This is a genomic window from Bacteroidota bacterium (genome assembly GCA_016194975.1).
Taxonomy (GTDB): Bacteria; Bacteroidota; Bacteroidia; order Palsa-965; family Palsa-965.
This window is the reverse complement of record JACQAM010000018.1, coordinates 83,553-107,900: the sequence shown is the minus strand read 5'-3', so window position 1 is coordinate 107,900 and position 24,348 is coordinate 83,553. Positions and strand designations below refer to the sequence as shown.

Here is a 24,348-nt window from a genome sequence, read left to right as displayed (position 1 = left end):
GGTTGTGGTTTGATTTCAAAGAGGGATAAAAAACTTTTAACGAAGAGAAAGGAAACAACTATAATGAGTTGTGGTTTGATTTCAAAGAGGGATAAAAAACTTTAACGATTACCCAGAGATTCCAGCGCTTTCCGTTGTGGTTTGATTTCAAAGAGGGATAAAAAACTTTTATTCCCCAATAGACGCCAATGACGAATTAGTTGTGGTTTGATTTCAAAGAGGGATAAAAAACTTTTACTGACGCCATTTTGCAAAATCAGATTCAGTTGTGGTTTGATTTCAAAGAGGGATAAAAAACTTTAGAACACTTACTGAAACAGTCTCCAAAACGTTGTGGTTTGATTTCAAAGAGGGATAAAAAACTTTAGTTGGTAAATCTACCTTCTATTGCACAGCTTCTTACAGCGATTTGAAGCTGAAAAAATTAACGGAGTTTCAAGATTCCCGCCTACACCGAAGTGATTTTCTTCGGGCAGGGATAACCTTGATTCTCCGTTTTTTTATTTTAAAAAAGTTCTAATTGCTGTGGCGCTGGGCCAAGCGGTTTTTCCTTAGCGCCCCAGTAATTTACAATGTCCCCGTATTGCTTATCGGTAATCATGAGAATACTCACCTGGCCTTTTTCAGGAATGACTCTGTTCACGCGCTTCTGATGAACGTCTGCATTCTCCCCGCTCGGGCAGTGGCGTATGTACACGCTGAACTGCATCATCGTAAATCCGTCACGCATAATATCTTTCCGGAAACGCGCCGCCGCTTTCATTTCCTTTTTTGTTCCAACCGGAAGATCGAAGAATACAAACAACCACATAATTCTATACGCATTGAGCCGGGTGTGATCATCACTTTTCATAGAAAAAAAATCAACCCAGTGTGGGATATGCCAATTGTTTTTCGTTACCCTCAAAACATTTTACAAGAGATGCCGTTGTGTGAGAAAGCGCGACAAGCAACGGGCTGTTTTCTCCATTCATTTTCACATCGCACGAGAGAACAGAAAGCAGTTCGGATTTTCTCTCTTTATTCAGGTTATGGTAATCATCAGAGTTGTGTTTCTGTTTCCATACAACTTTATCCACAAACGGGCGATAAGGTTCCATGATATCATCGGCAAGGCAATAATGATTGTATTTGCTGTGATGATGAATCCCCAGCGTGGGCAGGAGCCCGCTCCCGCATAAGGCACGCGCAACTGCAGCGCGCAGAATGGCGTAACCATAATTCAGCGACGGATTGGGCGGCATGCCTTCGCGCTCGCGCGTAAAATTTTCTCCAAACAATTTGTTCCAGTATTTTCTTGCGGCCTGCGCTTCTTCATTGGTAGTGTCGCCGCTTTTTACTTGTGTAGCGATTCTCATTAATGCTTCGCCTGCCCCTTCCTTTTCGGGGTCATCTTTTCCAATATGTTTTAATAACGCCGCCTGGTTCCTGATCTTCGTTTTTACTGTCTGCTGCCACAGTTGTTTTTTCATTGGTTCACTTGCAGAAATCTGTGCGCGGAATTTTTCGTTCTGTACAATGTTGGTGTCGAGGTGGAACATCATGCTCGCGGGGTGATGTTTTTCGTCGCAGATTATTACCGCCACATTATTTTCCGCAAGCATCGAGAAAACACTTTGCGTAATGGTGATCTCGCGGTTGTCGAGTACTACAAATCCCAAATCTTCAATAGGTGCAGTCTTTATTTCACCGCTTTTTTTGTCGGTGATCTCCAGTTGCGCAAGCCGGATGTTCAGATGGAATGGGTTGCTGAAGAAGAGGGTTCGTTTGAGCATGGATCAAATTGATTAGAGGAGAAAACGAATTCCCTTATTTCTTTGCTCATACCGTTCAATTTCCTGTTTCATATAGTTGATATGCTGCTCAGTCATAAATTTCCTGAAAATATCAGGATCATCAGCCCGCCTCGCATCATTCAACACCTTTATATAAGTTGATTTGTCTTCAAGAAATACGATGGAAAGTGGTTTATGATGGAACGCCTGGATAAAATTCATCAGCAGGCGCGATGTTCTTCCGTTTCCGTCGAACCAGGGATGAATGCTCACGAGATAAAAATGGGCATCAAAGGAAAGGCCATAAATTTCTTTGGTCGTTTTTGCGGTTGTTATTTTGCTTTGAATTTTTTCGCAGAGCTCTGCCGCCATGCCTGTCACTTTATCATAATTCACAAAATAAGTTGTTCCGGCGGTAACATTCCCAAGGCGGAAATCGCCTTTTGTGTCATCGCATATTCCAAGCAGCGTGTTTCTAACCTGTCCAGTATTTTTATTTACCCGTGCGTTTATTTGTTTTAAAAATTCAGGAGTGACAGCCGTTTTGTTTTTTGCATTCTCAAGCACAAAGAGCAGTGCATGGTAATGATCTTTCACCATTTCATGTTCGCTCATCGATTTGCCCTTTGCCGTAATCCCTTCGGTAATGAGCAAAGCGGTTTCTTCAAACGTAAGTGTACTGCCCTCAATGGCGCTGCTGTGATGCACAATGGCAATCCTGTTGAATTGCTCGAAATCAAGCACACTGCTTAGTCCGCGCGATTCAAATTTTTCAATCCATTTATTTAGTTCTTGCCAGTGCATAGTGCAAAGTTAATTTGTTTGATGGTTGCTAAAGAAGAGGGGGCGTTTGAGCATGGGGTTTTAAGGGTTGAATTTTTCCAGTGACAGTAACTTTTACTTTGATAGGATTGAAAGTCACCCACCCGGTTTTTCCATCACCAAAATTTCTGATTTGAATATATTTTTCGTCTTCAAGAGATGCTGATGAATGAAACCGGAACCAATAATCACCAGAGGTTATTTTCTGTACCCTATAAAGATTTTGATTTAAAATTGAGAAATTAGTTTTGTTATTCTCAAGCGCTTCATTGGAAAGGTTCAATAAAACCAAATCATTTATTTGAAGAGTGGCCACTATTTTTTTGCCATTTTCAGGAAGCTTAAAGATGAGTTCTCCTTGATTTTTTCTTTCTGCGGCAACCCAGAAGGATATTATTTCCTCATCCAGAGTTCCATCAGCTTTTTTGTATATGAGTACAGCATAGTTGTTTTTTGGATTAACGTGCTGATTAATCGTTTTCAACTTTGCAGGGTTACCAATGTTTTCCTTTATCCGAACTTTTTTTACCGGAACCGGATCTCCGTTTCTATTGGGTAAATGGACAGGTTTATCAAACGCCTGTTTGAATTTATCCTTCTCTTCTTTTGTTTTCGTAATAGGCTTGCCATTTTTAGAATCTATTTGCAATCCTCTTTCTTTCAAGCGCTGATAAACCAAAGACCGTACTTTATCATCAACAATTTTGGGTATTGCCGCCTCTGTCAATCGTTCAAGAGACTTTCTTGTATGAAAAGATTCTTCACCCGTTTTATCTTTTCTCAGGCCATAAATCGTTGCTTCATGCAAAGAACCTCTTGCAGCAATACCTTTATTTGAAAATTTCTTCGTCCCCTTTTTTACTTTAAAACTGCGTGAAGCCAGAACGCGATTTGATTTTTTATGAGAAACCAGAATAGCTTGAATGGATTTTTCTGCATCTGATCTGAATCCTTCCCATGGCATCGGAAAATCCTTCAACGCGTGATGTCGGTCATACCTGTTCCATTTGGAAATTTCTTGGAGGTGAATCTGCTTGAAACAAGCCATAACCAAAGCATCAACAGCATGGTGGCGATGATCTTCTCTGTTTTTGGTTTCCCCTTCTAAATTTAAAATTGTGTTCAACCCCCATTTGTCGCGCAGGTTGGCGGTCATCTGCCCTGGAGCAACTTTCACATTGTCACAAATCTTCATCAAGTAGGATTTTGCCTCTTTACTTATGTAGCGCGTATCATTCAGTTGTCGTGCAATAAAATCCTCATCAAATTTCTCTGCTACAAATCGTTTAAATTTTTCATATCGACCTGGAAATTCTTTGGTTGTATAAAAAAGTTTCAAAGCTCGGGACTTTGCTTCTTCCCATTTCTCTTCACCCTTTTTCATAAAGTATTCAAAGGGAGTTCTTTCACTTTTTTCAATGTTGATTTTCGAAAAACAAAGTGTCTTGTTCAGGAAGCTGTCGTCCAGTGAACGACTCCATGGCAAGATGTGTTCAATTTGCACATCACCGGAAAACAATTGTTCAATCCTGATTTCATCTCCTGTATATGGGCAAGTGTGCTGACATTCTTCCCACAACTTATATTTCAAAATATTGTCGCGACTGATGATTTGGTTATGCTCTCTTAGCCGTTTTACGAAATCGTCATTTTGCCGTTCCAGTCTTTTTTGTTCCAGTCTTATTTTATTTCTTTTATCCTTTGTGATTTTCAAATCTCTGGCGAGTTCAATTTTTATTTCATCAAGTCTGCCATACTCCTCAATAATCGCATTGGTCAGTTTTCTCAACTCAAACAATGCTGTTGATACAATCGGGTTTCTGAGATTCGCAATCTCTTTGTCGGCTTCTTTACTTACAGGCAATTTGGGAATGACATCAATTTTATTGATGGACGAACTGTGATGATAAAGCTTTTCCAATTGCTCGTCTGTCAACGCAAATTCAGCCTTTAAGAATTTCTTGAGATCGTCAATATATCCACCCTTGTTTTTTGCTCTTACAATTTCAGGGATATTGGTAATAATAAAATCCCTGTTTTTGTCTCCAAGCTTTTCCCACTCTGTTCCGAATGCATTTTTTATTCCCCCAAGAGTTGTTCCTATATCATAGGTAAAACCCATTTTCAGAAATGGAAGAATATTTATTATTGCTTTCCGGCTTAAGCTCGCATACCCATCTACAAGATTGAATTTGCTGATCTTAATTGCCCTTTCTTCGTCAAATCCCCAATTTTTCATTGCATATTCTTTCAATTTATCTCTATCATCAAAGTAGTAAAGCACATGCCAGATATCCTCCTGCTTTTTTTCAGAAAACCCAAACCACGCTGAACCGAAGAATTTTTTGTTCGCCAAATTGCTTATTGTCCAGGATCCGGGACATTTGTCATCGTCTTCATAATTGAAATTAGCATTTACCTTTTCGAGCTTTTTTCTAATGTCCTTAAAGGGCGGTTTGTCTTTAGATAGGAGAATTCCGAGAACAACTTCTCTTTCTTCCGCATTCAATTTATTCCCATCACACTCTATCGTATTGATGAACTGATGGGATCGGAATAGTTCGAACGGAATTGCACTTACAGGGCATTTGGTTTTTTTTGGTTCGAACGTGCATTTTCCAACAAGAAATTTTTGAGTTCGAAGAGGACGTTGAAAAAAGAGGATGCCATCTTTCTTGTATCCATCTTTTTTCCTTCCGCCAAATAATTCTTTTAACTCATCTGATAGATTAGGGTTGAATTTCTTTTGCGATTCCCAGATTTTTTCAAATTCATTTATATACATCTGCCGCGTTGTATAGCGATTTCTTATTCTCGGCTTGCCATCGACATAGCTGCGTTTAATCTCCGCAGTACTTTCATTTGGTAAAATAGAATAGAGATAACTGCCCAGTGTTTTTTCTCCTATATGTTTTTGCGTTTCAGTAATGCCGGTCTTTCCGACTTTTTCATCCCCGTCATAAATTGCCCCTTCTTCCTTACTGTCCGTGCCAGCACTACGGCTGTTGCTCAAAAATCCTCTGTGTTGGGCAATCTGATAAAAAATTCTTCCCAGCTGAAATAACGAAATATTGTCATTCAATGCTTTTTCTCTAAGCAAATATGGATTTTCTTTGAGCCATTCATGGAATTCATTTGTACCAGGGAAATCGCCAGTCTTGTACCAACGTTTTATCTGTTCATCATTTAACGGACACATTTTATGATTAACCAATTCTTTCAACAAAGACCTCTTACGCAGTTTTCTTCTGAAGATTTGTCTTCGGACTTGTCTGAACACCCTTCGCGCAGAATTTTTGGATTGTTCATTTTGTCCTTCTCCTAAATTGTCAACTCCCTCCGGAAAAATCCGAACTCCCGTTCCTAATATTTTCTTTCCGTCTTCCACCACCGCCCATCCTATAGAATTTGTCCCCAAATCCAATCCAAGTATCTTTGTCATAACTTTTGTTTTTTAAGATTTATTGAAGAAAGTTAAAAATATTTATACATTAGCTCCAAGAAATTAAATGAGATTTATCCCTCTTTGAATTTCTTATCACAATAAGGCTATATGCCGAAGGTGTTAAACCTTGAGTCCCGCTTCGGTGGGACTTATTTTTTGTTGCATTCTTTTTCATTTCAAATCCACTCTCAAATCTTAACTTTGAATCCGGCAGGTATCTTCATCACAGTGAGAATGACGGATGGAAAGACGATAATCAGTCCTTCGGAAAAAAATATTGGTTTTTACCATTGATGAAAAACTATCGGCACGCAATTCATGTGCTTGAAGTGAGAAAGCAAAGTGTGGAAGAATTGAAGAAGATGTTGTTCTGAAATTTTTTCAGAATTTGAAATTCACGCCGATAGTCAGGTACGAAATTCCATAACCGAGTTCTGCGAATGCTCCGATTTTATCCGTGAACCGGTAACGTGCGCCGGCGTAGGCAGAAAAAACTGCACCGCCATAAGTAATGGAACCGTAGTAACCGACATGGCCTGGGCAGGTAGAAGTGGTGGTATAGCGGTAGTGCGCATAATCGTAACCGAGCATAATTCCGCCGTAGGCATCCAGTTTATCCATCTTTATGAATTGCGCAAAATGATAAGCGCCGCGGATTCCATAAATATCATAGTGCCACTTGTAAGTGTCGGTGTAATACTGGCCATTCCCGTTTCCGTTTCCACAATTTTCCCATGCCGAATAAATATAAGATGCTCCGGTAACGCCGAGATATCCTCCCACACTTATAGCACCGGTGATCCCATAGTCAAACGAAAAACTGATCGGAGGTAACAAATGTGTCCCGCCACCGCGGACAATGTTATTTCCTATTCCTATTCCGAGATTGATATCTTTTTGCCCTTTCAAAAATGATTGCGCTTCCATAGTGGGGGAAACGGCAATCGCAAGAAGAAAAATGAATTTACGGGAGAACGTTTTCATTTGGTTGAATTTATTTTTCAGGAATGTGTTTCTTCAGGATATTTCATCAATGTACTGGTTTCATTTTTCCTTTGTGTCTTCGTGCCTTTGTGGCAAAATGATTAGCCGCTAAGAAACAAACATTCACAGTAGAATATTTAAGTTGAATTACTCCCGGTATTTATGGGTATACGAATTCATGAGTTCAAAGGTTTGTTTTGTTGATGTAAAGATTCTATTTGCAAATTCTCCATTATTTTGATCCTGTTTTATGCGAAAACAAAACACGTGCACCCTCCCTTTTTTCGTAATTTTATCTCCCGCAAAAGCAGCTACTTTTTAGATATGACCCACAGTCCCACCATACAGGAATTAATTATCCACGAAGATCAACCCGTGAAAGCGGCGCTGAAGATCATCGACACAAATGCACAGGGAACCTGTTTTGCTGTGAATGCTTCCGGAAAATTAGTGGGCGTACTCACTGATGGCGATATCCGCCGTGCACTTATCTCAGGAAAAAATCTCGATTGCAAAGTGAAGGACGTGATGCAAACGAAATTCACTTCACTTCCGGTAACAACTCCCATCGATCAGATACAGGCGAAGATCAGCGGGCGCATCCGCCACATTCCGCTCGTAGATGAAAATAATATTCCTGTTGACTACGCAAGTTTTTCGCGTGCGCATCGCATACCTGTGATGACGCCACAGCTTAGCGGAAATGAATTGAAATATGTTACTGAATGTGTGACCACAGGATGGATCAGTTCGCAAGGTGCATTTGTAAAACGGTTTGAAAAAGAATTTTCAGAGTATTGTAAAATTCCTTTCGGTATTGCTGTGAGTAATGGAACAGTTGCAATTCATCTTGCTCTCGAAGCGCTGGGAATAGGAGAGGGCGATGAAGTGATCGTTCCCGATCTCACTTTCGCCGCTTCCATCAATGGAATTATTTATACGGGAGCAACTCCTGTAATTGCCGATGTGGATCGCGACACGTGGACGCTTTCTCCTTCTGAAGTTGAAAAACTGATCACGCCGAAAACAAAAGCGATCATGCCCGTTCATCTTTACGGCCATCCCTGTCACATGGATGAACTGATGACGATCGCGAAAAAAAATAATTTGCTCGTTATTGAAGATTGCGCCGAAGCGCTCGGGACTCTTTACAAAGGAAAACATGTAGGAACTTTCGGCAATGCAGCAACATTTTCTTTTTTCGGAAACAAAACGATCACCACCGGAGAAGGTGGAATGGTCTTGTTCAATGATGAATCTATTGCCAATAAAGCAACAGTGTTGCGCGATCACGGCATGTCGAAAACAAAACGTTATTGGCACGAGTACGTTGGATTCAATTATCGCATGACGAATATCCAGGCGGCAATTGGTGTTGCGCAATTGGAACGGTTGAATGAATTTGTGAATGCAAAAAGAAAAATGGCCACGATCTACAATGGAGGGTTGAAAGATCACAGCATCACGTTGCCTCCAGAAAAAGAGTGGGCGTTCAACGGTTATTGGTTATATACCTGTATCATCGATCCGAAGAATGGTGTGACGCGCGATGAATTGATCGAAAAATTAATGAAGAACGGCGTGGAAACACGCCCGGTGTTTTATCCGCTGCATGAAATGCCGCCGTATGTGAAGTACGTTCGTTCAGGACAATCTTTTCCTGTTACTGAAAATATTTCGCGCAACGGAATAAGTTTACCTTCTTCTGTCGCAATTACCAATGAAGAACAGAAGAGTATTCTCCAGGCGTTCAACGCTATTTACAATACGCGCAAACTGAATGTCACGTCCTAAAGTTCTCTTTCTTATTCCCGCGCGCGGGGGAAGCAAAGGCCTTCCGAAAAAAAACATCCGGGTTATGAACGGTCAGCCGCTCATTCACTGGACCATTCGTACTGCTCTCGAAGCAGCAAAGCAGGTGGAAGGAAGTGTTGTCGTTTCTACCGATGATAACGAGATCGCGGAAGTTTCCATGCGCTCGGGCGCGGGAATTCCTTTCATGCGCCCTGCCGAACTCGCGCTCGATACTTCTACTTCTATGGAAGTTGTTATGCATGCATTGGATTATTTCGGAACACAGGCAATGCATTTCGATTATCTCTGTATGCTTGAAGCTACATCGCCGCAGCGTGATGTGAATGATGTTTTGTCGGCGCTCACTTTGCTGCAAAGAACGGAAGGAGCGGAGAGTATTGTCGGTGTTTCAAAAAGTGAGAGTGGCCATCCTGTATTTCTTGCACGCATGAACAAGGAGAATTTTATCCAGCCATACGAAGGAGAAAAATTTATTTTCAAACGCAGGCAGGATATCGACGACGTATTTTTCTTCGAAGGAAGTCTTTACATCTCGAAAGTTCCATCGTTACAGAAAAGAAAAACTTTTTACCACGAGAAAACACTGGGCTATGAAATGCCGAAATGGAAATCATTCGAAGTAGATGATAGGATCGACTTTATGATCATCGAACGATTGATGAAAGCGAAAGAGAACGGAGAATTGGAATAAGTTATGGCGGTGAAAAGAAAATCTCTCCTCTTTCTTAAGAAGGAAATTCGCCAGCTGATAGAGGCGGGTCGGGAGAATGTTTATCGGAAGATCAACGTGGAGATCCTGATCACCTACTGGAATATCGGAAAGCTCATCGTGGAATTCGAACAACAGGGAAAAAGCAGGGCGGAATACGGAAGGGAATTGATCCTTGAATTATCCCGATCATTGACAAAGGATCTTGGAAAAGGTTTTTCCCGTTCCAATATCCAGATGATGCGTGGATTTTACACCACATTCGATCTTCATGAAAATCAAATTCGCCAGACAGTGTCTGGCAAATCTCAAATTCGCCAGACAGTGTCTGGCAAATCTTCTTCCGCCATATTCAAGGGAAAAGTTAGAGTGTCGCCGCTGCTGAGCTGGTCTCATTATGGAGAACTTCTCCAATGCAGCAATATTCTCGCTATAGGATTTTACCTGCAACTTGCGATCCGTGAGAATTGGTCTGTTCGCGACTTAAAACGGCAGATCGATTCTTCTCTTTTTGAAAGGATAGCATTAAGTAAAAATCCGAAAGCGGTTTTAAAACTGGCGCATATCGGTCCGAAGTACAATTCGGCGGAAGATATTGTTCGTGATCCATACGTTCTCGAATTTCTGAAAATACCGGAGGATGGTAAGTACACGGAATCGCACCTTGAAAAAAGGATCATTGCAAATCTTCAGAAATTCATTCTTGAATTGGGAAAAGGATTTGCTTTTGTCGGCAGGCAATATCGTATCACCATCGCGAATGTTCATCACTATGTCGATCTGGTATTTTATCATACCAAATTGAAGTGTTACGTGTTGATCGATCTTAAAGCGAAGGCCGTTAATCACCGGGATGTCGGACAGATGAATCTTTACCTCAATTATTTCGATATAGAGAAAAATGCAAAGACGGATAATCCACCGATCGGGATCATACTTTCACAGGATAAGGACGACATCAATGTAGAATATGCGATCAGGGGAATAACAAACAAAATATTTGTTTCGAAATACCAGCTCTATCTTCCCGACAAGAAAATACTTCGGGCAAAAGTGAGAGAGATGCTGGATAAAACCTAATTTCAACAAGCGAATATGCCAGCGATCCAACCATTACCAATAATGTACGCCCTTCTGGGGCTCGTTGTATTGTCCTTCGTCGCGCCCGGTTTTGTAGTTGGTTATTTCGTTGGGCGGAGATCATAAAGGAGAAATTAGAAACATAAATTCCAGAATGAGTTACTCAGACAGACTTCACAATGTAATTCCCGGTGGCGCGCACACGTACAGCCGTGGTGATGATCAGTATCCGTCGAATGCGCCGCAGATCCTCGCGCGCGGAAAAGGCGCGTATGTGTGGGATGCGGAAGGAAATAAATTTCTCGATTACGGAATGGGTTTGCGCGCTGTGACTGTCGGATATGACATTGATGAAATTTCTGAAGCCGGAATTGCAGAAATAAAAAAAGGAAATAATCTCACGCGCGCTTCACTGACGGAACTGAATGCGGCTGAATTAATGGTGAGTCTTTTTCCGTGGGCACAGATGGTGAAGTTTGCAAAAAACGGATCGACAGTAACAACTGCCGCCATAAAATTATCGCGCGCATACACCGGAAGAAAATATGTGGCTATGTGTGCCGACCATCCTTTTTTCACTTATGATGATTGGTTCATTGGTACAACTCCTATGGATATGGGAATTCCGCAGGAGAAAAAAACATTCAGCTTACGTTTCCAGTACAATAATATTTCATCGCTCGAAAAATTATTTGCGGAACATCCCGGCGAGATCGCCGCAGTGATTCTTGAACCGGCAACTTTTATTTCCCCGTGCGAGGGTGATTCAAAAATTGTGATGGATAATAAAGGTTGCCCCGACAAAACAAAAAGTTTTCTGCACCAGGTAAAAGATTTGTGCGCAAAGAACGGAACGGTTTTCATTCTTGATGAAATGATCACGGGATTTCGATGGGACCTTCGTGGTGCCATGAAAGTTTACGACATAGAACCCGATCTCGCCACATTCGGAAAAGGAATGGCAAATGGTTTTGCATTGTCGGCGCTCATTGGGAAAAAAGAAATTATGGATCTCGGCGGAATCCGGAAAGAAGGAGCTGAACGGGTTTTTCTTATTTCCACCACGCACGGTTCAGAAATGTCCGGCTTCGGTGCCTTCATAAAAACAATTGAATATTACCAGCAGCATAAAGTGACGGATCAGCTCTGGAGTTTCGGAAGAAAATTAGTGACAGGGATGAATGACATTGCAAAAGGGATCGGGATCGGAAAGAATTTTTCATTGGAGGGATTCGCCTGCATGCCGTATTATTTTACGCGCGATCAGGAAGGAAAAATTTCTTTGCCGCTCCGGACTTTATTCGCCCAGGAAATGATAAAGAATAATATTCTCATTCCGTGGATCGCACAATCTTATTCACATGGCGATGGCGAATTGGAACTCACCTTCCGTGCAACAGAAAAAGCATTGAAAGTTTGCAAATCCGCATTGAACGACGGAATAGAAAAATATCTCGTCGGCCCGGCGATCAAACCGGTTTTCAGAAAATATAATTGATCCGCGCTAATTCGTGCTAACCCGTGGCAAAAAAAAACAACTATATCAACGCTCTTCAGAAAAGTAAAAAGGAAACTGCTGCTTATTATAAAAAGTCGTTGGTGAAAACCGAGCAGCAGAAATTTCTCGAAAAACTTTTGAAAGAGTCGGGACAAAAAATTTCTTCCATTGCCGATATCGCCTGCGGGGGCGGAACACTCGCCCATCACTTGCGCGCAATGTACCCGCACGCGGAATTCACACTTTCCGATTTCAATGATGATGCATTGCGTATTGCAAAAAAACTCAACGGAAATAAATGCAATTATGTGAAAGCGGATATTTATGATCTGAAAAAAATAAAAAATAATTCCTTCGATCTCGTTTGTTGCTGGCAAACATTATCGTGGCTCGATGAACCGGGAAAAGCTGTGAAAGAATTGTTGCGCATTACGAAACCCGGCGGAAAAATATTTGCAAGTTCACTCTTCAATCGTCGTCACAACGTCGACATCTGGGCGAAGATCCATGATCACACGCGTCCCGAAGGAAAAGAAGGCATGATGTATTCTTACAATACGTATTGCGTGGAAACTGTAAACGAATGGATAGGCGAGAGTGCGAATTATTTTATCCTTCACGATTTCGTTCCTGAAATAGATTTTAAATTCAATGGAAAAGGAATTGGTACATTTACCGTCAACAGTGAAAAAGGGCGCCTGCAGATCTCGGCGGGCTACCTGATGAACTGGGCGATACTCGAAATTCAAAAAAAATGAGTAATGCACTGAATGGAAAAGTTGTAGTAGTGACCGGTGGAGCCGGTTTGCTGGGCCGTGTTTTCTGCGAAGCAATTTGTGAAGCCGGCGCTACAGTCATTGTTGCTGAAAAAAGTGAGAAGGAAGGAAAATCGGTTGCGGAAACGCTGCATAAGAAATATGAAGGCCGCGCCATTTTCATCCAGACCGATATTACTTCTGATGCTTCGCTGCAGGCGCTCATCGAGTCGGTGCACAATGAATTCGGTTACATAGACGCGCTCGTGAACACGGCGTACCCGCGCAACAAGCATTACGGGCGCGTGTTCGAAGAAGTTACTTATCATGATTTTGTGGAGAATGTGGGATTGCATGTGGGCGGATATTTTCTGGCATCGCAAAGATTCCTCAGTTATTTTTCCGAACGCAAACAGGGAAACATCATCAACCTCGCTTCTGTTTACGGAGTGATCGCGCCGCGATTTGAAATTTATGAAGGAAGTGATTTTACAATGCCGGTAGAATATGCGGTGATAAAATCAGGAATCATTCATCTCACAAAATACATCACACGATATTTCAAAGGGAAAAATATCCGCTGCAACTGCATTTCCCCGGGAGGAATTCTGAATAATCATTCTGAAAATTTTGTAGATCGGTACCGCAGTTATTCCACTACAAAAGGAATGCTCGATGCAAAAGATCTGTGCGGCACAGTTGTCTTTCTTCTTTCCGATGCATCAGCGATGATCAACGGTCAGAATTTAGTGGTGGATGATGGGTGGAGTTTGTAGGTGGGAGTTTGGGAGGGAGGAGATGGGAGAGAAAAGTGTGATGGCCATTGCCATCCCGAATTTATTCGGAAGAAGTAATTTTGCTGTGTGTTTTTTCTCCGAACTCCGAACTAATAAGCAGTGCATTTTTCGGCGAGGACTTCGTCGAGGAGGGGTTTTATTTCCACAAAAAGATTTTTGTATTGAGGCGGAGCGTTTTCAATGTAATGACTGAAAAATTCTGTTGAGTACCAGAATTTGATATTCAATCCGTCATACAACTGCGATAAGTAAAAACATCCGGATGAAAAAAGACAGAAAACGTGTTCAGTATTTTTGGCCCATTTGGAAAAAAGTACTTCGGCGCTTGCACTGCTCAGTTTTTCATTTCCAAGTACGCTGAATTCAAGACTAAGTTTCCGGAAATAATCTTCTGTCCGCACCAAGGAATGTTTTGAGTGCATCGGGTGCAACTTAAGAATGAAATGATATTTTTCCGGGGTATTCACTTTAGTGAGTATGTGATCGATGTATGCGGTCCAGAATTCTTCTCTCACTTCATACATATCAACGGCTTCGAGTAAAATATAGATGACCGGCTTTTCCGGAATATGAAGTTTATCCAATTCCAGAGTTTTAGTGTGAATATTAAAAAGCCCGGCAGCAATTACTGGAAATTCATTGATGCCGGGAATCGGAATTGCTTTCAGATCTGTTCTTCCAGTTTTCAGGAGGTATTGCGAATAAGGTTTTGAGAACACGGCAAAGAAATCTCCCTTAGGAATTTCTTTTTCGAGGAAATAATAATAGTCACCGATCCCGTGCTCCATATAATGAATAGCAGCATTGGGGAATAATTGCACTAATGGCCGGTTAAGATAAGTTTGAGTCATAAGAAATAACTCACACGAACAATTAACATTCTTTGTCCATTTTGAAAAAACAGATGACAATATCGCACGGTAATTTCCGTCTCTTTTTCCGAGATATTTATCGAGTGACTTATCATAAAATGGTTTAATGATCGGAAGCGACTTCACTTTTCTGGTAATGCGTTTCCTGAGGTCAGGTTTAAAGTCATGCTGTTCATCTACACTTTCAGAAAGATCTTCGAAGTGATCCCATTTGTGGAGACTTGCTGTTTCTTTAATAAGAGTAATGAGTTCTCTGCGGCGGATGCCCGTATCGATAATGAGAATGTCAACATCATCCGTTTTTTTGGTCTTACGCGCGAGAATCGTCATATAAATTGTACTTATATGCGAGGTAGTGACGAAAACACGAAGGTTAACCGAATTCATCTAATTTTGGAATCTCATAAAAGTAATTAAACAAGTTCAGAGTTGGGAACCATACAACGCCAGGGAATTATCAATACCGTCATCATTTACGTTGGCGTGCTTCTGGGATTCCTTAACACGATAATTATTCAGCCACATTTTCTTACTCCCGATGAAGTGGGTCTCGCCAGGATCATGATCTCATTCGGAGGATTCCTTACACCTTTTCTCCTGTTGGGATCTGCAAGTATGTGCGTTCGATTTTTTCCTGCATTCAAGGATCGCGATAAAAAACACCACGGATTTTTTGGTTTCACACTTCTCATTACAATTGCAGGACTTGCAGCAGGAGGAGTAATAATTTTTTTATTACGCGATTGGATCAAGGCAAAATACATTTTTGAATCACCATTATTCGTTCAGTATTTTTTCTGGGCTTTCCCTATTGCGATTGTTATGACGCTTGGTATTGCAGTGAACGCTTATTGCAATAGTTTACTCAAGACCACATTCCCGTCTTTCATGAATGATGTTTGGGTGAGAGCGTTGCTCATTTTTGCCACTTTATTTTATTCTTTCAGGATCATTTCGCTCGATTTTTTTATTGTCACAATTTTCATCACGTACCTTACTCAATTTCTATTGGTAACTTTTTATGTTTTCTTAATTGACAAGCCAGGATTAATAATAGACTGGAATTTTGTCAGACAAATAGGGGTTAAAAAAATATTCAGCTATTCGTTTCTTCTTACTATCACTGCTTTGTCCTCCCTGAGTTTGAAATTTCTCGACACAGTTATGATCGGATCTTATCTTCCATTAAAATTCGTCGGGATTTATTCCATTGGCGCTTTTATTGCGCAGTTTATTGAAACTCCTTTGTATTCGCTTGAACGTGTAGCCGGAATAAAAATTTCTCATTCCTTCGAAGCAGGTAATATGGAGGAGATAAAAACTATCTATTATAAATCAGTGAAATATCTTTTCCTTATCGGAGGATTTCTCGTTGCAATGATTGTAACTAATATTCATGATTTTCTTCGACTTCTTCCGGTTGATTATCGCGATGCCGCCGGTGTTACAATTATTATGAGCATAGGTTCCATGGTGAATATGGCCACTGGTGTGAATAATCCAATCCTGAACAATTCTTCAAAATACAAGTGGGGTGTGATCTTTTTATGCATACTTCTTGTTGTTTCAGTTGTGCTTAATTTTATTTTCATTCCCAGATTCGGCATAAGAGGTGCCGCAATTGCCACTGGAACAGCAAGCGTGCTTTATAATTTTGCAAAATATATTTTTATCCGGAGAAATTTCAGAATGCAACCTTACGATCGCAACACAGTGAAAACGATTTTTATAATTTCCATAGCAGTACTTGCAGGATTTTTTATTCCCGTTCCCTATAACGTTTGGATGGCTCTGGCAATTCGTGGTATGGTTGTGACAATTCTTTATCTCGCATTGACAAGGATAATGAATATTGTTCCGGAATATCATGATCTTCCTTCGAAATTATTACGGAGGAAATAAACGGAAGTTCAGTTAAAAACTGATCGTTGAATAATCGTAATTTCGCTTCTCTTATGAAATTGGAAAACCACACCATTTATCAGGAACTTCTTCATCTGAATATTGTAAGTCCCGATTCTATTAAACCTTTTTATCCAAAGGTTCGTGATCGAGATGATGTCGGTGTTTTAAGATGTGAAAAGTCCGGCGTTATTTTTCTTAACAGGACAGATCATGTAGCATCAACTTATTATTCTGAAAAGGAAGGAACATCTTACTGGAGTAGCGAGGACAGGAATGCCGGATTGAAGGAAACTGCGGAGGATGATAAGCGTCGTGCAAAACAAATTGAGGAATTTGTAAAGGGAAAAGTTTATGCAGATGTTGGTGCAGGGCTTGGCGGGATACTGGATTTAATGAAACCATTTGCGAAGGAAATTCTTGCTGTTGAACCGCAGCGCGATATTCGTGAAAATTTAAAGCATCTTGGTTACAATGTTCTCGCCTCCATTGATGAAATTGCTTCTTCAGAAAAAAAAGTTGACTTCATAACACTTTTCCATGTTTTCGAACACATCACTGATCCTCTTGCATCTTTGAAACAATTAAATAAAGCATTGGCTCCTCGCGGAAAAATTTTCATTGAAGTTCCACATGCGGGAGATGTATTGATCACTACCTACAATCTCGATTCATTTAAAAAATTTACCTTCTGGAGCGAACATCTTATTCTCCATACAAAAAAAAGTTTGCATAAATATCTTGAAGCAGCAGGATTCAAAAATATTTCTGTGAAAGGATTCCAGCGTTACCCGCTTACCAATCATCTCCTGTGGCTGCGTGATGGGAAACCTGGAGGACAGAATTTCTACAGACAATTAAGAGAAGAAAATTCTGAAAAAGCCTACGCGGAAATGCTGGACAGGAATAATCTCAGCGATACTATCATTGCTATCGCGGAGAAGTAATTCCGACGCCAAAGATTGCGAGAGTCTTATTTCTTTTTTTTACTTTAGTAAAGAGTTTAACCCTTTTGAAAATGAAAAAGATTTTAACGACTGCTCTTTTTGCGGCGGTATCCGGCTTAGCGTTCAGCCAGGCTTTTACTATGGTCAATACCTTCGCGGGAACTGGTACACCCGGTCTTGTCAACGGTTCACTTTCTACTGCGGAATTCAACGGGCTTTACAGTTTATGTTGCGATTTTTCCACTGGCGACCTTTATGTTTCGGATGCAATGAACAGTACGGTAAGAAAAATTTCAGGTGGGAATGTTACAACTCTTGCAGGCAGCGGATCCATTGGTGATGTGGATGCTCAGGGAACAAGCGCACAATTTTATTATACGTCTGGTTTATGTTTTGCAAATGGATATGTGTATGTTTCTGATAACGGAAATAAAAAAAAAAAAAAAATTGATGCATCAGGAAATGTAACAACAGTTGCAGGCAGCACGATCGGTTACCTTGATGGGCCTGTTGCTTCCGCACAATTCAATAATCCAACAGACGTAAAAGTTGCTTCGAACGGAGATATTTACGTTGCAGATTATGGCAATAATTGCATCAGGAAAATTTCCGGGGGAATGGTGACAACTTATGCCGGCGTGGCCGGGGGTGGTGGAGACCAGATCGGTCCTGCTTCATCGGCACTATTTAATCGACCAAGTGCAATTTGTTTCAATCTTTCCGGGACTGATCTTTACGTTGCAGACCAGGTGAATAATAAAGTGAAAGTTATTTCTAGCGGAATGGTGAGCCTGCTTGCAGGTTCAGGTACTCCTGGAAATGTAAATGGAACCGGAGCAGCGGCACAATTCAATCATCCTTCTTACATCGTTCTCGATCTTTATGGAAATCCAATGGTAAGCGAATGGATCAACAATGACATCAGGAGAATTACTCCTGCAGGCGTTGTTACAAGTTTGGCCGGAAGCGGAACGGCTGGATATGTAAATGGCCCGGTTTCTACTGCCGAATTTAATTCTCCTTATGGAATTTGTGTTGACAATTTAGGAACCATTTATGTTGGCGATAAGCTGAATAATGTTGTGCGTAATCTTTTTAAAGGTGACGTTGGCATTTCCGAAAACTTCGCTGATCAAGCGCTTTCCATTTCCCCAAACCCCTCCTCCTCTCTCCTCACTATCAAAAACAATTCATCTCTTAAAAATATTTCCATCTACGATCTCAGCGGTAAACTCTGCAGATCGGTAGAAGTAAATGATCAGCAGCAGGAAATTATTATTTCAGTCGCCGATCTTTCTTCGGGCGAGTACCTGATCGTAGGTTTGAACGACAAACAAAGATTTTCCTCGAAATTCATCAAAGAGTAGGAAGGAAGTCATTGAAAATAAAAAAGGGGTTGTATTAAAAAACAACCTTTTTTTTTCTACATGATCCAGTCAAGATAATTGGCTTGCGAGATGGTCTCGAATTTAGATCGCGGGTAACCTTCTTTCCACGCCGAGGGCGCTTTTGCTTTTCCGCTGTGTTTCCATTTCAGTTCATAAGCGAATAATTTACCTTTTCGTTCTTCTACCCAGTCAATTTCCTGCTGGTGATAAGTTCTCCAGAAATAATTATTAACCAGCATTCCCGTGTACGATTGAAATTTTAATCGTTCCGAGAGTGCGTAGTTTTCCCAGAGTTCGCCCACGTCATTCCGCATCGACAAAGGATTCAGGTTTGCGATCAGCGTATTTCTTATTCCGTTATCATAAAAATACCATTTGCTCATTTTCGTGATCTCTTTCCGGAGATTCCGGTTGTAACCGCGCACTTTGTAAATAACGAAAACTTTGCTGAGCAGGTCGAGGTATTTCTCTACTGAATTCTTGCTTATTCCGAGTTGACGCCCTAATTCCTCGAGCGAAACTTCTTTGCCCAGCTGGTATGCGATCAGTTTCAGCAGATCATGTAATTTATCCGAGTTCCTGATATTTTCAAACTGTAGAATGTCTTTGAGTAAATAAGAATTCACGAGCTCGCGCAGGTAATCGGTTTTCTCCGCCCTGGTTTTGTATTGCTGCAATTCAGGATAAGAACCAAAAACCATTCGTTCTTCAAGATTAGCTTTTGTTTTGAGCAGCGTTTCCTGTTTTGCAAATTCCATTTGCGCAAGCGGGAACATCCGGAAAGTAATTTTCCGGCCGGTAAGCGGTTCACCTGTTTTATTGGCAAGATCGAACATGGAGGATCCTGTTGCAACTATTTTAAGCCCTTTGATCTCGTCGATCATCAATTTGAGAATGGAACCGATCTCCGGAATTTTCTGCGCTTCGTCTATGATCAGTACACGGTGATCGCCGATCAGGCGTTTGTAATTTTCAATACTTCTTTCCCTGAGCATTGCAAGTGCGGCAAAATCTTCGCCATTCAAAAGCAGAACTTTTTCTTTCAACGCGGCCATCACCTGCTGGAGGAATACGGTTTTACCCGTTCTTCTTGCTCCTTCCAGGATCAGCACTTTGCCGGGAAGTAATTTTGACATAAAGATATGGAGGAGTGATCGCTGGAAGGGTCGCATAATTCCGTCAGTTTGTTGACGCAAATATACTTAAAATTCCGTCAATTAGTTGACGGAATTAACTTAAATTCCGTCAACTAATTGACGGAATTTCACACTTTATCAATGAAGAATAATTTGCTTTAAGCGGTTTAAAAGGCCCGGTTGATTCCTACCACCCATCTCATCTGGATGTATTCAGGGGAATTGTAAGGTGTGCTGTTCAGGAACAGGGGAACATCGAAACGGATGGTAAGCGGCTTGACCATTTGCAGCGGAGGAAATCTTTTTATCGTGAATGCCGCGCCTACGCCTGCATCCGCACGGAATGCTCCGAAGGCGAGTTGCTCTGTGGGCTGATTGAAATTCATTCCGCCGATGTCGCCGAAGAGATACGTCGAGAGATTAACTACACTGTTCACTCTCGGCATTTTTCTTCCGATGAATTTGAAAAGTTCCTGGAATTCCATTTCCGCATTGAAGGCGTAACCCGATGTTCCTTTATAAATATTCCGCACGTTTCCATACCAGTCATACTGCGGCATCAGATAACCCGCGTAACCGCGAAGATCAAGTCCGCCTCCATATTGAAAATGATTCACATCAGATCCGAAAGTGGCCCAGTCCGTTGGGAAAAATCCTTCCGACCGCGTGTACTTGTTGTCCATCATCGCTTCCGGATTCGCGCCTGCTGCAAACAACATCGATTCCTTTGCCCAGTTCTGGCCTGATCCGATCTGGAAAAATGTTCTCGTGTTGATGTTGATCGGGCCGAGATCATTTTTATTGATAACACAAATATTGAGATAATGATAATCGTAATCGCTTCCGATAGTAGAGGAACGAAGATTCAGTTGAATGTCGCCGGTGCCGTGATGATAAGTGTAAGGATGAGAGAAATTAATATTCAAAGTAGAATTTATTTTTCCCGGCGTCCATTCATTTCGGAAAATAAGGTAATTCAGATCGGAACTGTCTTTACGCGCCATGATTTTCCAGTCGATCGAGATTTTGTTTTTCTGTTCGCGATCCGAAACTTCAAATCCAATTTTCGACATGTCAAAACCGTCGAGATGGCGTTCACTGAAATAAAATGCAGAATTGCGTATGAATTTATTTGTCGGCGTGCGGAAACTGAATGCGTAAGAGAGATAATCGAAACGATTGATCTCTGCTCCATTGGGCAACTGGCTTTGACCGAGCCCGGTGTTGTAATGAAAAGTAAGATCGAACTGATCGATCACGCCGAGATAATCGCCACCCATATACAAACCCGCTTTCAATCCGTCGTAACCGTTGTACCAGAAATCGGGCCGCGCACGCAACGTGTAATGTTCCCAGGAAGGAAAATTCCAGATGCGCGAATCGAAAGAAAATTGCACGGGAGTATTCATGCTGTTGTTGAGCATGTTCACATCTGCAAGACGATGCGTGGTGTCAATCATCACATCAGAAATTCCATTGGGAATATTCACTACGGCAGTGTAAGTAGGACGGATTTTATCCCATCCAATCCATCTCGGTAAAACAGTTGCCGTTGTTTTTTTCTCATACCACGTATTCGGAATATAATAGTTGTACAATCTTCCGTCATTCGATTGTACGGTGAAATCTATCGGCATCGACATTCTGCCGTAACGCCTGAATTTTATTTTGTACACATTGGCAGAATCTCCTTCGTGAACGGATTTCACACCGTAGTCGATCGTTTTGTAAGTGTCGAGCCATTCATCAAAAAACCAATTGAGATCGACATGCGTGTACTGGATCATTGAATTACGGAAATCCTCCACGTACGGATGACAGAATTTCCATTGATTGAAATAATGTGAGAACGCTGCTTCGAAAAGAGAATCGCCGAGAACATATTTTAAATTCCAAAGCATCGTTGCAGTTTTTCCATACACCTGTCCGTATCCGCCGCCATGACGCAATGCACCGTTGAAATAATCGGAATGTGTATCAATGACCGTTTCATCGCCGAGTGCTGCGCTCTGCTCATACCGATTATAAACTTCCGTATTGATCACCTTGTCTTCTTCTTTGAAACGCGTCACGTATCCCGATTTATATTGTCCGTGTTTGATGTAGGGTCCGTCGAGCGACTGCACGCACCATGAATCGATGAATTGTGTGAAACCTTCATCGAGCAATGCGCGGTACGTTTCATTGCTTCCCACCATTCCAAAAAACCAATTGTGTCCTACTTCGTGTGCAAGTAAAGTGTGATAATCGGGATCGCTTCCTCCATCGAGTGTGATCATCGGGTATTCCATTCCATCCTGCGCATCGCACACCACCATTTTCGGATACGCGTACATGCCTATGTGCGTGGAATAAAATTCAATGATCTTCGCTGTGTACGACGATGCATTCTGCCAGCCGGTGCAATGCGGTTCCTGGCACATGGCGATGATGCGAATTCCGTTCCAGTCGGTTTCTCCAATGCGATAAAGCGGATCGGCAGAAAAAGCAAAGTCATGAATATTTATTCCTGAAAATTTCCACGTCTTCATTGTTCCATCAGCGTGGATCATTTCCGACGGCGCAGAATTCCATGCGGTGTGTGCAAAGTTGGAAATGTCGAGCCGCGCGCGAAGATCTGAAGGAAGAACTTCTTTTTCATTGAGCATGGTTCCTGTTCCTTCAAGAATATAATTATTCGGAATGGTGATCTCCACATCATACGAACCGAAATCGCCGTAAAATTCTCTGGTCAGATGCTGATCGGTTTCCCAGCCGAATTTGCGATCGTACACATCAATGCGCGGGTACCAGTGTACGCCATCGTAATGTTTGTAACCGAAAGTCTTATACATTTTCATCCGGCGGCGGATGTTTCCTCCATCGTCAAAATAAGATTTAAAAGAAATATTGAATTTGACGGATTGATTCGGCAATAGGGGTTTTGGCAACCACGCTTTCATGATCGTGTTGTCGAGTTCAGTTTTCAGATCCTGTCCGTCGATGGAAATTTTTGTAACCTCTTCATCTTTTTTCTCCGATTCATATTTGCCATACTTCGGATAATATTTATTGGCCTGATGAAGATCGTCGGTGTAAGATCCCGGTTGAAATGCATTTTCGTACAAATGAAAATAAACGAAGGGCAGTGTGTCGGGCGAATTATTGGTGTAGGTCAATTCCTCTTCGCCGGTGATGATATCAGTTTTATCATCAAGCGCTGCTTTAATGAAATAATGCACATCCTGCTGCCAGTAACCCGGAAACGGCGGACGATTTTTCCAGTAATACTGATTAGCGGGAGAAGAATAATCGGCGGCCGATTGTTGCGCCATCGCAGTCATTCCGATAAAAAGTGAAATGGCCACCGCAGTGCTTCTGAGAATTTTCATAGTGGGAAAGTGTATTCGCAAATATAGTGATTGGTTAATGGTTATTGGTTAACGGTTATTAGTATTTGTATTCTGTTGCCGCTGCCTTAAGCCCCACTGGTACTAATTAAATTCTTTCCCCAAAAAAGTAATGAGTAACCCGGACAGAAATATTGCCACTGATTTTCACAAATTCTCACTGATTATGTCACAGATTTAAATAATTCTGCCTGCTGCTCTCTGCCTGCTGCATTCTGCCCCGCCTGTTCCCGATTGCAATCGGGATTCGTCGGGCAAGCTGCTGCTCTCTCCCAATGACTAATGATTATATTTGCCGCCGAATATGCAGACCAAACTCTGGTTCATACGCAAAACAAAAACCACCTTCATGCGCTGGAAACTGCACGTGCTGGTGGAACCATTCAGTGGGATGCTGATGAATCTTGTTTATCTCTCGAAGATGTCGAAGTGGAAAGCAAAAACTCCGGTGCCGAAACTGAACGATTTTTATTCGCGCAAATGGGATTACAACAAGCGTTACAATCTGTATGATTTTATTCTGAAAAATGAAAATCTCGATGGTGCGATCAATTACATGGAATTCGGAGTTGCTGCCGGAAGATCTTTCAAGTGGTGGGTAGAGCACAATAAAAATTCCGATTCAACTTTCGACGGATTCGATACGTTCACCGGTTTGCCGGAAGACTGGAATGTTTTCAAAGCAGGCGCTATGTCAACCGGAGGAAATTTTCCGGAAGTGAATGATGACCGTGCAACATTTCACAAAGGACTTTTCCAGGATACGTTGCCGAAACATCTCAGGCAAATGAAAGATGATCGCAGGAAAGTCATTCACATGGATGCGGATCTTTACACCTCCACACTTTTTGTTCTTACTTCGGTTGCGCCATTCCTGCGGAAAGATGATATTATTCTTTTCGATGAGTTCACTGTTCCCACTCATGAATTTTTAGCATTCACAGAATTTCTTGCTGCTTATTATATAAAAGTTGAATTGATCGCTGCGCAGAATAATTATTACTTCTCGGCTTTTAAAATAATGTAGCGGGAGG

The 24,348-nt window shown here is 41.5% G+C and carries 18 protein-coding genes and 1 CRISPR repeat array; of the genes, 10 read left to right on the top strand and 8 right to left on the bottom strand.

Annotated elements, in window-relative coordinates; genetic code table 11:
* Position 1: 1 nt before the first annotated feature.
* Positions 2 to 366: a CRISPR direct-repeat array (repeat unit 36 nt; unit sequence GTTGTGGTTTGATTTCAAAGAGGGATAAAAAACTTT).
* Positions 367 to 505: 139 nt separating this feature from the next.
* The 5 genes from cas2 to HY064_11580 all read right to left on the bottom strand — a co-directional run bounded on the left by cas2 (position 506) and on the right by HY064_11580 (position 7,026).
* The gene (gene cas2, locus HY064_11600; protein ID MBI3511301.1) at positions 506 to 811 is read right to left on the bottom strand and encodes a CRISPR-associated endonuclease Cas2; all 306 of its coding nucleotides are present in this window, start codon (positions 809 to 811) and stop codon (positions 506 to 508) included.
* A gap of 52 nt (positions 812 to 863) precedes the next feature.
* Complete coding sequence (cas1, locus tag HY064_11595) at positions 864 to 1,775, bottom strand: type II CRISPR-associated endonuclease Cas1 (GenBank protein ID MBI3511300.1); 912 nt, start codon at positions 1,773 to 1,775, stop codon at positions 864 to 866.
* Between the two features lie 12 nt (positions 1,776 to 1,787).
* A complete protein-coding gene (locus HY064_11590) occupies positions 1,788 to 2,579 on the bottom strand; it encodes a Fic family protein (protein MBI3511299.1) in 792 nt (263 codons plus the stop codon).
* 28 nt (positions 2,580 to 2,607) lie between these two features.
* Positions 2,608 to 6,039, bottom strand: a complete 3,432-nt coding sequence (cas9, locus tag HY064_11585) for a type II CRISPR RNA-guided endonuclease Cas9 (GenBank protein ID MBI3511298.1) — start codon at positions 6,037 to 6,039, stop codon at positions 2,608 to 2,610.
* Positions 6,040 to 6,423: 384 nt separating this feature from the next.
* Positions 6,424 to 7,026, bottom strand: coding sequence for a hypothetical protein (locus tag HY064_11580; GenBank protein ID MBI3511297.1), 603 nt, complete (start codon positions 7,024 to 7,026; stop codon positions 6,424 to 6,426).
* Positions 7,027 to 7,350: 324 nt separating this feature from the next.
* Here HY064_11580 and HY064_11575 point away from each other — a divergent pair, with 324 nt between their 5' ends.
* The 6 genes from HY064_11575 (at position 7,351) to HY064_11550 (ending at position 13,659) form a co-directional block, all read left to right on the top strand.
* Entirely contained in the window at positions 7,351 to 8,820 is a 1,470-nt protein-coding gene (locus HY064_11575; protein ID MBI3511296.1) for an aminotransferase class I/II-fold pyridoxal phosphate-dependent enzyme, read from the top strand.
* Positions 8,807 to 9,532, top strand: a complete 726-nt coding sequence (locus HY064_11570) for an acylneuraminate cytidylyltransferase family protein (GenBank protein ID MBI3511295.1) — start codon at positions 8,807 to 8,809, stop codon at positions 9,530 to 9,532. Before HY064_11575 ends, HY064_11570 begins: the two co-directional genes overlap by 14 nt.
* Positions 9,533 to 9,535: 3 nt before the next feature.
* Positions 9,536 to 10,630, top strand: a complete 1,095-nt coding sequence (locus HY064_11565) for a DUF1016 domain-containing protein (protein MBI3511294.1) — start codon at positions 9,536 to 9,538, stop codon at positions 10,628 to 10,630.
* 154 nt (positions 10,631 to 10,784) lie between these two features.
* Positions 10,785 to 12,128: a glutamate-1-semialdehyde 2,1-aminomutase gene (locus HY064_11560; protein MBI3511293.1), complete on the top strand. Its 1,344-nt coding sequence runs from the start codon at positions 10,785 to 10,787 to the stop codon at positions 12,126 to 12,128.
* Positions 12,129 to 12,151: 23 nt separating this feature from the next.
* The gene (locus tag HY064_11555) at positions 12,152 to 12,886 is read left to right on the top strand and encodes a class I SAM-dependent methyltransferase (GenBank protein ID MBI3511292.1); all 735 of its coding nucleotides are present in this window, start codon (positions 12,152 to 12,154) and stop codon (positions 12,884 to 12,886) included.
* A complete protein-coding gene (locus HY064_11550) occupies positions 12,883 to 13,659 on the top strand; it encodes an SDR family oxidoreductase (GenBank protein ID MBI3511291.1) in 777 nt (258 codons plus the stop codon). The genes HY064_11555 and HY064_11550 overlap by 4 nt, the downstream gene beginning before the upstream one ends.
* 110 nt (positions 13,660 to 13,769) lie before the next feature.
* Here the strand turns inward: HY064_11550 and HY064_11545 are convergent, their stop codons facing one another.
* On the bottom strand, positions 13,770 to 14,939 hold the full coding sequence (locus tag HY064_11545; GenBank protein ID MBI3511290.1) for a hypothetical protein: 1,170 nt from the start codon (positions 14,937 to 14,939) through the stop codon (positions 13,770 to 13,772).
* A gap of 42 nt (positions 14,940 to 14,981) precedes the next feature.
* Between HY064_11545 and HY064_11540 the strand changes: the two genes are divergently transcribed.
* From HY064_11540 to HY064_11530, 3 genes are all read left to right on the top strand, one after another.
* Complete coding sequence (locus HY064_11540) at positions 14,982 to 16,454, top strand: polysaccharide biosynthesis C-terminal domain-containing protein (protein MBI3511289.1); 1,473 nt, start codon at positions 14,982 to 14,984, stop codon at positions 16,452 to 16,454.
* A gap of 53 nt (positions 16,455 to 16,507) precedes the next feature.
* Positions 16,508 to 17,401: a class I SAM-dependent methyltransferase gene (locus HY064_11535; protein MBI3511288.1), complete on the top strand. Its 894-nt coding sequence runs from the start codon at positions 16,508 to 16,510 to the stop codon at positions 17,399 to 17,401.
* 71 nt (positions 17,402 to 17,472) lie between these two features.
* Positions 17,473 to 18,768, top strand: coding sequence for a T9SS type A sorting domain-containing protein (locus HY064_11530; protein ID MBI3511287.1), 1,296 nt, complete (start codon positions 17,473 to 17,475; stop codon positions 18,766 to 18,768).
* Between the two features lie 56 nt (positions 18,769 to 18,824).
* Here HY064_11530 and HY064_11525 read toward each other — a convergent pair whose 3' ends face one another.
* Complete coding sequence (locus HY064_11525; protein ID MBI3511286.1) at positions 18,825 to 19,961, bottom strand: ATP-binding protein; 1,137 nt, start codon at positions 19,959 to 19,961, stop codon at positions 18,825 to 18,827.
* 131 nt (positions 19,962 to 20,092) lie between these two features.
* Positions 20,093 to 23,296, bottom strand: coding sequence for a M1 family metallopeptidase (locus HY064_11520; protein MBI3511285.1), 3,204 nt, complete (start codon positions 23,294 to 23,296; stop codon positions 20,093 to 20,095).
* Between the two features lie 322 nt (positions 23,297 to 23,618).
* Between HY064_11520 and HY064_11515 the strand changes: the two genes are divergently transcribed.
* Positions 23,619 to 24,341: a class I SAM-dependent methyltransferase gene (locus tag HY064_11515; GenBank protein ID MBI3511284.1), complete on the top strand. Its 723-nt coding sequence runs from the start codon at positions 23,619 to 23,621 to the stop codon at positions 24,339 to 24,341.
* Positions 24,342 to 24,348 lie beyond the last annotated feature (7 nt).